Source organism: Streptosporangium fragile, from assembly GCF_039534445.1.
In the GTDB taxonomy this organism is placed as follows: domain Bacteria; phylum Actinomycetota; class Actinomycetes; order Streptosporangiales; family Streptosporangiaceae; genus Streptosporangium; species Streptosporangium fragile.
This window is the reverse complement of the sequence record NZ_BAAAVI010000024.1, coordinates 1-12,047: the sequence shown is the minus strand read 5'-3', so window position 1 is coordinate 12,047 and position 12,047 is coordinate 1. Positions and strand designations below refer to the sequence as shown.

Annotated in this window: 15 protein-coding genes and 1 tRNA gene; 3 read left to right on the top strand and 13 right to left on the bottom strand. The window is 66.5% G+C overall.

The features are described from left to right. Nucleotides 1-70 precede the first annotated feature (70 nt). Nucleotides 71-143 (top strand) — tRNA-Arg (locus ABD841_RS17750). Nucleotides 144-204: 61 nt separating this feature from the next. Here ABD841_RS17750 and ABD841_RS17745 read toward each other — a convergent pair. From ABD841_RS17745 to ABD841_RS17690, 12 genes are all read right to left on the bottom strand, one after another. Then, on the bottom strand, nucleotides 205-1,416 hold the full coding sequence (locus ABD841_RS17745) for a tyrosine-type recombinase/integrase (RefSeq protein WP_344972772.1): 1,212 nt from the start codon (nucleotides 1,414-1,416) through the stop codon (nucleotides 205-207). Further along, entirely contained in the window at nucleotides 1,413-1,607 is a 195-nt protein-coding gene (locus ABD841_RS17740; RefSeq protein WP_344972770.1) for a helix-turn-helix domain-containing protein, read from the bottom strand. Before ABD841_RS17740 ends, ABD841_RS17745 begins: the two co-directional genes overlap by 4 nt. Next, nucleotides 1,604-3,268, bottom strand: a complete 1,665-nt coding sequence (locus ABD841_RS17735) for a replication initiator (RefSeq protein ID WP_425581997.1) — start codon at nucleotides 3,266-3,268, stop codon at nucleotides 1,604-1,606. Before ABD841_RS17735 ends, ABD841_RS17740 begins: the two co-directional genes overlap by 4 nt. Continuing rightward, nucleotides 3,265-3,432: a hypothetical protein gene (locus tag ABD841_RS17730; protein WP_344972768.1), complete on the bottom strand. Its 168-nt coding sequence runs from the start codon at nucleotides 3,430-3,432 to the stop codon at nucleotides 3,265-3,267. The genes ABD841_RS17735 and ABD841_RS17730 overlap by 4 nt, the downstream gene beginning before the upstream one ends. Beyond that, on the bottom strand, nucleotides 3,425-3,628 hold the full coding sequence (locus ABD841_RS17725) for a hypothetical protein (protein ID WP_344972766.1): 204 nt from the start codon (nucleotides 3,626-3,628) through the stop codon (nucleotides 3,425-3,427). Before ABD841_RS17725 ends, ABD841_RS17730 begins: the two co-directional genes overlap by 8 nt. Next, entirely contained in the window at nucleotides 3,625-5,037 is a 1,413-nt protein-coding gene (locus ABD841_RS17720; protein WP_344972764.1) for an FtsK/SpoIIIE domain-containing protein, read from the bottom strand. The genes ABD841_RS17725 and ABD841_RS17720 overlap by 4 nt, the downstream gene beginning before the upstream one ends. Before the next feature lie 88 nt (nucleotides 5,038-5,125). Further along, the gene (locus ABD841_RS17715) at nucleotides 5,126-5,443 is read right to left on the bottom strand and encodes a hypothetical protein (protein WP_344972763.1); all 318 of its coding nucleotides are present in this window, start codon (nucleotides 5,441-5,443) and stop codon (nucleotides 5,126-5,128) included. Then, nucleotides 5,440-5,880: a plasmid replication, integration and excision activator gene (locus ABD841_RS17710; protein ID WP_344972761.1), complete on the bottom strand. Its 441-nt coding sequence runs from the start codon at nucleotides 5,878-5,880 to the stop codon at nucleotides 5,440-5,442. The genes ABD841_RS17715 and ABD841_RS17710 overlap by 4 nt, the downstream gene beginning before the upstream one ends. Nucleotides 5,881-6,026: 146 nt before the next feature. Further along, a complete protein-coding gene (locus tag ABD841_RS17705) occupies nucleotides 6,027-6,383 on the bottom strand; it encodes a hypothetical protein (RefSeq protein ID WP_344972759.1) in 357 nt (118 codons plus the stop codon). Nucleotides 6,384-6,637: 254 nt separating this feature from the next. Then, entirely contained in the window at nucleotides 6,638-7,354 is a 717-nt protein-coding gene (locus ABD841_RS17700; RefSeq protein WP_344972757.1) for a GntR family transcriptional regulator, read from the bottom strand. A 91-nt stretch (nucleotides 7,355-7,445) separates the two neighbouring features. Beyond that, nucleotides 7,446-7,748, bottom strand: coding sequence for a hypothetical protein (locus ABD841_RS17695; protein ID WP_344972756.1), 303 nt, complete (start codon nucleotides 7,746-7,748; stop codon nucleotides 7,446-7,448). Further along, on the bottom strand, nucleotides 7,745-8,155 hold the full coding sequence (locus ABD841_RS17690) for a hypothetical protein (RefSeq protein ID WP_344972754.1): 411 nt from the start codon (nucleotides 8,153-8,155) through the stop codon (nucleotides 7,745-7,747). The genes ABD841_RS17695 and ABD841_RS17690 overlap by 4 nt, the downstream gene beginning before the upstream one ends. Nucleotides 8,156-8,276: 121 nt before the next feature. Here ABD841_RS17690 and ABD841_RS17685 point away from each other — a divergent pair, with 121 nt between their 5' ends. Continuing rightward, nucleotides 8,277-9,494, top strand: coding sequence for an NsdA family TPR-like regulatory protein (locus ABD841_RS17685; protein WP_344972753.1), 1,218 nt, complete (start codon nucleotides 8,277-8,279; stop codon nucleotides 9,492-9,494). Here ABD841_RS17685 and ABD841_RS17680 read toward each other — a convergent pair. After that, nucleotides 9,475-10,035, bottom strand: a complete 561-nt coding sequence (locus ABD841_RS17680) for an NUDIX hydrolase (protein WP_344972751.1) — start codon at nucleotides 10,033-10,035, stop codon at nucleotides 9,475-9,477. The two genes, ABD841_RS17685 and ABD841_RS17680, sit on opposite strands and share 20 nt — an antisense overlap. A gap of 462 nt (nucleotides 10,036-10,497) precedes the next feature. Between ABD841_RS17680 and ABD841_RS17675 the strand changes: the two genes are divergently transcribed. Further along, a complete protein-coding gene (locus tag ABD841_RS17675; protein ID WP_344972750.1) occupies nucleotides 10,498-11,907 on the top strand; it encodes a hypothetical protein in 1,410 nt (469 codons plus the stop codon). Nucleotides 11,908-12,047 lie beyond the last annotated feature (140 nt).

Genomic DNA, 12,047 nt, shown 5'->3' with positions numbered 1-12,047 from the left:
AGACCGAAAGGCGATCGCTTAACTGGTTCGAGGCATCCCTCAGGACCCGCTATGATTACTTACGCAGCGAGCGGCCGTAGCTCAATGGATAGAGCATCTGACTACGGATCAGAAGGTTAGGGGTTCGAGTCCTCTCGGCCGCGCAGATGTAAGAAGGCTCCTGAGCAGGGATTATCCGCTCAGGAGCCTTTCTTGTTGTGGTGCTCAACCGGTCTCTTCGGCGTCGGTGGGAGCCAACTTGGGAGCCAACGGCACCGGCCTGCCCAGCAGGGCCCCGGAGATTGCCTCCGTCGCCGCGCGCTTGTCGCCTTCCATCAGGTGCCCGTAGACGTCCTTGGTGATCGAGATGCTCGCGTGCCCGAGGACGTCGGAGACGACGTGCAGCGGCGTGCCCTGGGCGAGCATGAGCGAGGCGCCGGAGTGGCGGAGCTCGTGCGGGTGCCAGTGGCCGAGGCCGGCCTTCTGCGCCAGCCTGGAGAACAGGTGCGAGAAGGTGTCGGGGTCGGACGGGTTGCCGGAAGACGTGGGGAAGATCAGCCCGTGCTCGGCCCACTCCTGTCCGGCCTGGAGGCGCTCGGCGTTGTGCAGGGCCCGGTGCCGCCTGAGCGCGTCGACCAGCTCGGGCGTCAGGCACAGCGTCCGGCGTGACTTGCGAGTCTTCAGCTCGGAGATGACGAGCTTGGTCCTGCGGCCGGTGTCGGTGTCGCGGTTCTTGACCCGCTTCACCGCGTGCGTCACGCGCAGCGTCCGAGCCTCGGGATCGAAGGCGCTCCACATCAGTCCGAGCGCCTCCCCGCGGCGGAGCCCGAAGACGAGGGAGAGCAGGACGAGCGTTCCCATCCGGTGCTCGGCGACCGCGTCGAGGAGCTGGCGGGACTGGTCGACGGTGAGCGTGCGGCCCTCGTCGGTGTTGATCCGGGGAGGCATTGACAGCGCCGCGACGTTGCGCGCCACCAGGCCCTCACGCTCGGCCTGCCCCAGCGCCTTGCGGAGCACCGCCCGCATGATCCGGACGCTGTTGGGCTTGTACGTCGCCCGCTTGGCCTGCCAGAGCGCGTCGACGTGCGCCACGGTCAGCGCGGTGAGCTTGTGCCGCCCGAGCCCCGGCTTGAGGTGCAGCCGCACCGTGTCCTCGTAGTCGTCCAAGGTCGAGTCGGCGACATGCCCGGGGAGCGTGGACAGCCACCGGTCGAGGAACGCACCCACGGTGATCTTGTCATCGGGGACCGGCAGACCCTTGGCGATGCCCTCGCGGAGCTTCCGGACCTTCTCGACGACCTCGGCCCGCGTCTTGCCGGAGACCTTCTTGCGGACGCGCTCCCCGTTGGGCCCGTACCCGAGGGAGATCGCCCCGCGCCACCGGTCGCCGTCCTTGTAGATCGAGTCCTCGTGGTGGCCACGCTTCTTGGTGCTCATGCTGCTTGCTCCTGTTCGAGGCGCGCGACGAACTCGGCGAGCGCGGTGGGGGGAATCCTGCGGAGGGTGCCGACGCGGACCGAGCGGAGGGCGCCCGACCGCATCAGCGCGTAGACCGTGGTCCGGCTGACGCTGAGAAGCTCCGCCGCCTTCTCCGGCCGCAGGAGCACGAGGTCGAGGTCATCCGTCACGCCGCCTCCCTCGTTGCTGGAGTTGCCGAAAGATCTTGCTCGTTGGCTCCGGCCTGCAGGGCGAGCAGGGTCGCTCGCCAGCGCCGGCGTTGGGCGACCATACGCAGCAGCCGCAGGGCGAGAGATGGAACGTCGCCGTCACCGGCCGGGACGGGCTTCCAGACGTAGCGGTGCGGATCGGTGGGCTCGTCGGCCAGGCCGAGCGCTTCCATGACCCAGGTACGGCGGTCGCGCTTGTGCTCGGCCAGGGTCTTGTTCGACCACTTGCGCGAGACCAGCACGCGGCGACCGGCGTAGCCGAGGTGCTCGGGCTTGTGCGCCTTGCTCCGGCACCGGCCCGGCGCCATGCCCGCCTTGGCACCCTTGGGCTGCACGCCGTAGCGCAGCCAGTTCGGACAGGCAGGGGAGCAGGGTTCGTACCGCAGGGCCTCGACCATTCGGGCGGCGTGCGCGCGCTGGGCCGAGTTGTCGGGGTCGAGGGTGTCGCCCAGGCTCTTGGTCAGGTACTTGCTCAGGTAGCGGATGCACTGGTCGGCGTCGGGGGAGCCCGCCAGGACGCCCTGGACGTCGACCTGGGTGCCGAAGCGGACCACGTGCAGCGGTTCGACGTCCTCGTCATCGCCGAGCCGGTCGAGCGCTTCGTACCAGGTGGGCAGCACTTCCCCGGTGGCCGGGTCGAGGTAGTCGCCGGCCTGCCCGTCCGGGTACGGGGTGCCGTCCTCCCGCTGCGGACGCTCGGCCCACACGGGCAGATGCTCACCGTCGAAGCGCACCTCGTCGGCCGCAGGCCACCACACCTGGTGGTAGGTGGCCGCCGCTATGGCCTTGATCTCAGCGCGCGGCAGGGTGCCGCGGATGGCCATGTGCAGGTGCGGGGCGAGTCGCTTCTGCGGTTCGACGGTGGCGAAGTACTGCACGTCGTAGTCCGCCACCCGGCGGAGGTTCTGCACGAACCGGTCGACGAGCTTGGAGAAGTGCAGCGCGTCCCGAGCAGCCCGCGTGTAGTCATAGGTGGCCGGGTCGACGGGGGCACCGTTGCGGACCCTGCCGTAGGAGGGCAGGGTCAGGGTGACGAACAGCGACGGCCGGTAGGTCGCCCCGTTCGGGCCGGTGAAGGTCTGCCCGAGGGTGGTGTTCCGGCGGACCCGCCGGGGCAGGTCGGGGGCGTCCTGGCGCCGCCGGGTCGACCGGGTGCGCTTGGGGGTGGCCCGGCCGAGCAGGCCGCCCCTCATTCCGGCCGCGGTGATCTCCTCATCCAGCCCGGCGAGTACCGCGTCCAGGTCGGTGGTGTCGTCGCCGGCCTTCGCTGCGGCATCGCGCTGGGCCTGCATGTCGGCGCGGAACTCGACCAGCCAGCGCTGTTCCTCGGTGGGCTCGTCCGGGGTGACGGAGGGTTCGGCCTCCAGGTGCCAGCCCTCGCGGCATTGGGCCATGCGCAGGTAGCGGTTGCGCTTGGCGCACGGCGGGCACTTGGCCTCCATGGTGGCCCCGCAGGGAACGTTGACGTCCTCGGTGACCCCGGTGTGGGTGTCCAGCCGCCGCAGCACCACCGGCCGGATGCATACGCCGTTGTGCTTGGCGATCTCCACCGCCACGTCCAGCGCGCGGGGCATCCTCTGCCGCGTGGCCCGGGACAGTCTGCGGTCGTTCGGGTTGTTCACCTGTCCCCCTCGGGGTCGTCGAGGTCGTTGCCGGGGTCGAGGAGTGCGCCCTGTCCGCACGCGTGGCACTCGATGAGGCCGTGGAGCAGGTCCAGCCACAGGGTGTCGACCGCGCCGCAGACCGCGCAGCGCAGGCCGTCGAGGATGGAAGCCAGGTCAGTCACGCTCGCCCCTCTCCCACACCTCGGACAGGTCGGCCGCCAGTCGGAAGACGGCCCCGTACGGGTCGGCGGTGACGCGGACGTTGAACAGTTCGAAGGCCAGGACGGGCTGAGCGTGGCGCGGGCCCAGGACGGCCAGGACGGGCCGCTCACACACGCGGGTGATCTCCTCGTCGGTGCCGTAGAAGCAGACCCTCACGCGGTCACCGCCTCGACCATGGCGCGGATGTCGGTGTCGGAAACGTAGGCCGCGCGCACCCGGATCGGGTCGGGGGAGGTCTCCAGCCGGACGTAGCCGACGCCGGCCCCTTGGGCGGGGATCGGGGAGATGTGATCGGCGAGCGCGCCCCGGTCGCGGGCCCCGTCGCCGAGGACCATGTCCACCTGTTCGGACTCGTCGAGGCGGAGTGCGATCTTGTCGGGGAACAGGTTGCGGATGTTCATGACCTCCTTGCGCGGGTCCTGCAACGCCGCCAGGACGCCGACGCCGACCGCGCGGCCCTGCGTGGTGAGGGTGGCCAGCGCGGCGCAGATGCGCAGCTTCAATCCCTTGTCGGCCTGGTAGGCGGTCAGGAACGCGACCTCGTCGACGACGACCAGGACGAACGGGTCCTCGACGGTGGGTGTGTGGGTGCGCCGGAGTCCGGCGAAGCGGTCGGCTCGCTCCTGCATGACCACCACGGCCGCCTCCAGCAGTTCGGCGCAGTGCTCTGGGGTGGCGGCGTAGCGGTCGCCGAACAGGTCTCGGCCGAAGGACAGTTCCATCCGCTTGGGGTCCAGGGCCCAGATCTGCACCAGGCCCGCGCGGACGGCTGGCAGCAGACCGCGGATCGCCGACCAGAGGATGGAGCCCTTGCCCGCCCCGGTGGCACCGGCGACCAGGACGTGGGTGCCGTGAACCTTCAGCCGCCAGGGCCTGCCGTCCTCGCAGGTGCCGACCTCCACCGGCCCCACCGACGCCTCGTCCGGGACCGGCACGGCCGGCAGCGGAGTGGCCAGAGGATCGTGCCGGGGGAAGACGAGCAGCAGCCGGCCAGCTCTCGCGACGGACACCCGGCAGGAGCGCGCCCCGAACCCGTGCGCCAGGTGATCGGTGCGGTCGGCCCAGTCCTTGACCGACTGCCCGGTGAGCATCCGCACCGTGACCAGGTCGGCCCACGAGGTGCAGGTGACCTTGCCCAGGTGCGGCAGGTAGTCCCGGCCGCGTAAGTGCCGGCCGAGCCCGGAGATGATCATCACCGGTTGCCAGTGCCGCCGATACACCCAGGTCAGGCGCCAGAAGGCCAGCAGCCGCCAGCCGATCAGGCGCAGGAACGAGGCGCGGTGGATCAGCGCCCAGCCGATGGGGACGGCCAGCAGCCCGAAGATCGTGAGCAGCGCCCACGACCAGCCGTACAGGGTCCAGGTCACCCCGGGGACGGCGGTGATGGCCGAGGCGATCGGGTGACGCCACAGCAGCCGCACCAGCCCGGCCAGCATGCGCCAGACGAAGATGACGAGGGTGATGATGGCCGGGGTCTGCACGACGGCCGGGCGGAAGACCACGGCGGTGTCGGGGGTGGTGGTGACGAGGTGTTGTGCCTCATCGCCGGGAAGTTTCCTGAACATTAGGCTGGAGCCTTCTTCCTTGAATTCGCGTGAGAGGGAGAACCGGGGGCCGCCGGAAGTTGCCGCTTCTGGCGGCCCCGCTTACGTGTCAGGCCGAGGCCTCGCCGGGCCGGGTGGTCTGGGTGGGCGTCTGGTCGGCGTGCAGGCGCTCGCAGTCGGCCAGGTAGCGCGCGGTGGCGTCGGCGAGCTCCCGGGCGAGCGTCACGTCCCGCTCGGTGACCGGCCCGCCGCCCGTGGTGGAGATCGACACCTCCCCTTCGGAGCCGTACAGGCCCAGCACCGGGCGTCTGTCTCCGACGTTCAGCACCATGACCCGCAGGTAAGGGGTGCGGAAGGAGACATTGAGCCGGGTGATGCCCTCGTCGATCGCCGCCGTGACGTGGGTGTAGGGCGTGTGCTCGTTCATGCCGCCGCCTCCTTGCCGGCCGCGGCGGTCGGCTTGGCCGGGGTTGTCGTCGCCGTGGTGGTGCGGGGAGTGCGCATCGCCCGCGCCCGGATCGACCAGGCCAGGCGGCCGGTGTTCTGGCCGACGTAGGCGGTGACGGTCATGCCGTCGAACTCCACCGGGACGAACGGCGAGTCCGCCGGCGGAGCCGGGGGAACCGGCTGGACCGCCGACAGGAGCTTGACCGCGACGGTCTTCTGTGCGGCCTTCACCGCGGGGTCGGCGTCCATGACGGCGACCTGCCAGACCGGCTCGCCGGTGGACTTGTCGCGGGCCTGGACGAACCGGCCGTTGGTGGAGGCGTCGAAGTCCTTGACCGCCTCGACGTCGCCGACGATGTAGCAGCCGTGCGGGAAGACCTGCCCGAAGCTGATCGCAATGGGGCCCTGGATGGCCATGGTGGTGTTCCTTTCATCGGGACGCTCGATGTCCGCTCGTCCACTTGTCCGATTGAGTTGAGAGTAGCTTCTCCAACTCGTCCGCACAAGTGATTAAGGGGGGCGAGTCCGCCAGCTTCATGTCTGAGAGGGCGCGCTGCCGAGGATCAGTGGCAGCGAAGATCGAAGCCAGCGTCGGTGCTGTCGAAGAGCTCGACGACGACGGGACGGTTGTGGTGGCCGATCTGGCCGAACGTGCTTGAGTGCATGGGGCCGTACACCGTCACCGTCACCGGTTCCGTCTCGATGCCGCGGATGCGGGCCTTGGCGTAGTAGTCGAAGATCTCTTTCTCGGAGAGCCCCGTGGTGAGCGAGAACCTGACGAGGTAGTCGCAGTGGTTGCCGTTCCCCCGCAGCGCAATGGACCCATCGGCGCTGTGGTCGGTGAAGCTCGTCTGTGGAGGCAGTGGATGGGCGAAGAATCGCTCGGTGAGGTCATCCAGCTTCCCGTCGTTGATCCACATAGGAGCCATGATGAGGAGGACCGGGAAGAGCAACGCAAGCACCACAGCAACGAGACAGCCGACCCCGGGCTTTCCTAACAGGGAAGGCCGTCGGAGGAGGTCTTGCGGATCGATCGGGGAATCGGTCGACATCACACCTCCGCAGGCCGCGATCAGTTCGAGGAGCCATCCTTCACCCGCGAAGATCACTGGGCAAGGCACACCCGCCGCCATGATCGGTCAGCACACCCCGCTTGCCGCACGAGGGGGCGGGTTCAGGTCACCGGGTAGACGTCCTGTAGCTCGTGAAGATCACCAGGCAAGGCCGCGTCCAGCACCATGAGCACCGTCCCCGTCGCGTCGTGGACGGTGGCCAGCACCCCGAGCACCGGCTTGGACGAGCCGAGCAGCTCGATCTCCTCCTTGCGAGGGGTGCGCGCGGTCAGCCGCTCGGTGATGTGGTCGAAGCGCAGATGCTTGACCGCCTGCAGATGCTGGCGAACTCCGTGCCGGAGCGGCTCGGGCTTGTCCACGTCGGTGCCGAGCGCGACCTCCAGCGGGAACCACAAGGTCTCGGCCGCGGAGGATTGCCCGCCTTGGGTGGTCACCCGCCGGCGGGCGATCACCGGGGTGCGTTCCTCCACCCCCAACAGCCGGGCGATGTGCCGCGGCGCCGGGAGGCGGCGCACGTCGAGCACGCTGTCGGCGCTCTCGGCCTGTTCGGCCACGGTCAGGCCCGGCCGGACCCGGTCCGGGGCGCTGTCCGGCCGCCCTTTGACGAACGAGCCGCGCCCGTGTTCGCGCTCGATCCAGCCCTGCATGGCCAACGTTTGCAACGCGCGCACCACGGTGGTGCGGCCCACCCCGAACTCCCGGACCAGCTGAGTCTCGGACGGCAGCATGTCCCCGGGGGCGTACTCGCCGGCCTCGATCCGCTGCTGAATGGCCGTCATCACCTGGGCATACTTCGGCGGGGCGAAGCCCATGCTCATCTCAACCGCCCGATCACTCTTGCACTTGTCTGCATAAGCACAGTACTGGCTGAGCGCCGCCCTGTCAGGACTCTGCCCGCAGCCAGAACGTCTATCTCACCGCGCCGGACAGCAAACCGGTCCACATCCCGACCGCCTCCCGATGGCGCCAGGCATCGCTGTGTGAAACGAGCGGCTTTCCCTTTTCGGTGAACGTCCGCCGGATAAAGGCCAAGCCGCCCGCCGTGCACAATTCGTAGAACGTCACCCGATGCTCATGGCAGGTCCAGGCCACCACGCGCACGCGCTCGAAACGGCGTGGCGCGTACCACGACAGCGGTAAATGCCTTTCCAGCGGCGGTGGAAGGTGCGGCGCCGAACACGACGCACCCCATGCCCCGGTCCGTCCGCTCACGGCGCGATCCGCTCGAAGCGCACCTCTCCGGCCGGGTCCATCGTCGCCTTGAAGATCACTCGCCGCGACCAGTCGTCCGGGACGGTGCCGAAATCGTAGACCCGGTGCGTGATGCGTCCCCACACTGTCGCTTCTGCGGCCATCCGGCGCAGTGTCGTACGCAGCGTGTCCATCGCCGTGGCCTGCCCGGAGCTGATGCCGCACGGTCCGAGCTCGTCGGTCCCGCCGGCGGTGAGGAACACCTCCCACTCGAACATCTCGACGAGCTGTTTCGCACCGTCGCAGTACAGGCAGTCCTCCCGCGCGGACGCCTCCATGTGCAGGCTTGCCGCCGCCACGCACCCCCGCCGGGTGACGATCTTCCAGCCGCGTCCGTCGCATTCGTCGCACTTAACTGGCGTTGTCATGCCGGAAAGCATGGACGAACAAAGTTGGGCCCCCTATTTCACGCTGATATCCCACCGCGAGATATAGAGTCCCGTCCTGTAGCGACGCACCACCTCGAAGGCCGACAGCCGGGGAGACGGAATGCACGGGAGCGCTTTCGAACCGATCATGATCCCGGACGAGATATGGGATCGGGAAGAAAGCAGAGAAATCCTTAAGAGTCGCGACATAGCCGGACTCTTCAAACTCGCCGTCAAGTACAGCGGCGCCAGCCAGGTACGGATCAGCACCGCCACCGGCATCTCCCAGGGCCGCATCAGCGAACTGTCCCGAGGGCTGCGCCAGATCACCGAACTTGAGGTCTACGAGCGCATCGCCACCGGCCTCGGCCTGCCCGACCACGCCCGCATGCTCCTCGGCCTGGCCCCGACCGACACCACCGTCTCCGCCGGCCACCAGGCCGACGCCCACCAGGAGCAGGCCGACGAACTGACCGCACGTCTCAACGCTGCCGCCGTCGTCGACTCCACCACGGTCATGATCCTCACCACCGACACCAACAACCTGCGCCTACTGGATCGCAAGGTCGGCGCGGTCGCCATCGCCGACAAGATGCGCGCCCAGATCTCCCAGGTCACCCGCGCCCACCGGCACGCCATCCGGCCCGGCATCCGCGCCCAACTCGCACACGTCCTCGCCGAAACCGAATCCCTGGCCGGGTGGCAGGCTATCCACTCCGGCGCGCTCAACGACGCCTGGAACCACTATGAACAGGCCAAAGCCGCCGCCCGCGAAGCTGACGACCCCGCCCTCCTCGCCTACGTCTCCGGAGAACAGGCCTACGTCCTCATGGAGCTGGGCCGCCCGGCCGAAGGCACCGAGCTCCTCCAGTACATCCACGCCACCTACCGCGAACGCATCCCCGCCCGGCTGCGCACCTGGATGTCCGCGGCCGAAGCCGAAGGCGCCGCCATCCTCGGCGACGAGACCACCTGTCGCAGAGCTCTCGACCAGGCCGCCGCACTCCTGCCGGACGGCGACGCCGACCCCGACATGCCCTACCTGTCCATCAACACCCACCACCTGGCCCGCTGGCGCGGCAGCTGCCTGGTGCGCTTCGGCGATCCGGGAACCGTCGAGGACCTGCGCTCCGCCCTGGCCGGGATGGACGGCACCTACAACCGCGCCGAATCCGGCGTCCGCTGCGACCTGGGCCATGCCCTGCTGGCCGCCGGTGACCCCGAAGCTGCCCAGCCGCATATCCAGCGCGCCCAGGAGCTCGCCACCATCACCGGATCCCGCCGGCAACGCCGGCGCGTCGAGGAACTCGTCCGCGCCGTCACCCGCTCGCTGCGCTGAGCCGCTCCCGCGCCGCGTACAGGCCGATCAACGTCCCCGACGTCCAGATGTCCCCGCGGGCGATCATCGCCGGGATCTCCGCCATCGGCACCCACTCGATGAGATCCGCCTCGACCTCTCCGGTCGGGCTCCCCACCAGCTCGGCGCCCCGCACCAGGAACAGGCTGTGCTCGGAGTCGACCATGCCGGCCATCGGCTGGTAGGTGATCAGGTGCTCGATTTCCTTGGGCCGATACCCGGTCTCCTCCTCCACCTCACGGGCCGCCGTCGTCATGGCGTCCTCACCCGCGTCGACCAGGCCGCCGGGCAGCTCCCAGCCCCACCGGTCGAACAGGAACCGGTGCCGCCACATCATCAGCACCCGATCCTGCTCATCGACCACCACCGCGATCGCCGCCCGATCCAGATGCACCGCATGATGCTCGAACCGCTCCCCACCGGGGATCGCCACATCGACCAGCCCCAACCGGATCCACCGGTTGTCATAGACCAGCCGCTCCCCATGCACGACCCAGCGCGTCTGCTCTTCGTTGGTAGCCACACAGCGAAGTTACCGGCCAACATCCCCGAGGTACACGGGGATGAGCACAGAGCCACACGTCATCACGAAGACCGGCTCGTCTGGATGAGGATCTTCTCTACACCTTCAAGGCGGCCCGCAGGCGGGCCGCTGCACGTGAACGGATGCCGTCCGCGCTGCGGCTCTTCGGCCGGTCGCGGCCGGCCCCGCCCACGTGCATGGAAGCGAAACGAGGCTGGTGACGTCACTGCAACCTCTCAGCATATTGCTTAGCATTTGTTCCGTTTGGGTATCTTCGTCTCGTTTCCTCCGAGTAGCGGATAAACGATCTCATCGTGCATCCTCCCAGGTAAACACGCCTGAGCGAGCAGGGCTACACCGCCTTGCGGGAGGTCATCTTCTTGGCAGGTTCGAGCGCGTCGCTCTCTAGTGCGGTCGTTCGTCATGAGCCCACCTTTGATATCTCGGGTCTACCATGTACTCATGGATTTGGAGCTTAGCCCCGATGTGGACGAGTTGTGGCGAAAAGTCCGAGTTCCCGCGCTGGATGCGATCGCTAGGATCTATAACTATAAGTACGAGCTGGCGGAAGGAATGGTAGTTGCTGATCCGAGAGTAGAGAAGCATGGCTACAAAACATTATTTGACGCGCCTCCGTCGGGAAGTCGGTCGAGTCTATATAGCTACGAAGACTTGAGTGGCCTGGACGACCTTTACTCCTATATCAAGCTGAACCCGATAATTGCATGGAAATTTCTGCTGCCGGATATACGTGAAAGCGATCCTTTGGATGTTAGCAAGGTACTGCTTCACGAAGTTGCCATGATCCCTGTGTTGCTAGCGGCACGGTATGTGGCAGCTCATCCGATTGAGAGTGCTATCGATGTGTCGCATTTACGCGACCTTTTTGATGACCAGATAGAATATCTTCTAAGCGATGACCTCCGGATGGATATCTATGTCCCGATTCTCGGAGCTGCAGTTGAGACAGAAGGGGATTTTGAAGACTACTCGGTAGTTCGCCTATGTGACAGTCAACGAGCGTTGCTCGGAAGGGTGCCGCACGTATCCCCTCGTGATCAAAGGATGATGGCTAGCGCCACGCACGCGTTAAAAATGAGTAATGCCGCCGCGAGTGCCGGTGGCTGCGGCAGCTACTTTGAACTTGTTCCATACCTGTCAACGATTGACTCTGTAGACAGGTTTTTCGAGGCTGCGTCGTTAGCAAATCCCAGCCCTGTCGGCTATGCACAAATGTTGCTAGAACCAATTGGCTGGTTCGGCAACATAGACAGTAATGGCAATACGAGTTCCGTCTACCTTCTCAGGGATTATGCGACACGGCTGGACAATTACTGTAGACACGCGTATCCAGTATCGGCTGACGAAATATCTCGTATAAATGTCTACTACGGCGAACTTGGTCGAGGACATCCAAGTCTTAGAGTAGCTGCGCGGCGCTATGTGGCTGCATGGAATCGAGGAGATGACGAAGACCGCATAGTAGACCTATGTATAGGTCTGGAAGCACTCCTAGGGGGAGGTTCTGGTGGTGGTGAAATAATCCACAGAATTTCCCTGCGCGCCGCTGTGATGCTCTCTCGTATTGGCTGGGGTCCTAGTAAAGAAACACTGAGCAGCATAAAAGATATTTACAATTACCGATCTAGAGTTGTGCATGGCGTACCAGGGCCCCACAAGAAGCAGCTTCTATATCTGGACAATACACCAATCCATGCCACGCGTCTTGCTATGGCGACCCTCAGCAGAATATTGGATATTGCTCTCACAACGAATGGATTTCATCCCGATAAAGTTGACGACATGTTCTTGTATCCTGTGCTAGATGCAGCGCATGTCATGGACGAAAATTCTTCAAGCCCGGCCACATGAAGAAACTATGTGGTTGCGACTGCAACGATCGATGGCTTCCGCGCCGACTTAGGCAACCCTGCGCCGCTAGAGCAGCGAAAGCTCAGGCTGTTGGGTCGGACCGGGGTGCGGTGTCAGCCTTGCGACTGGCCCGTTTCCCC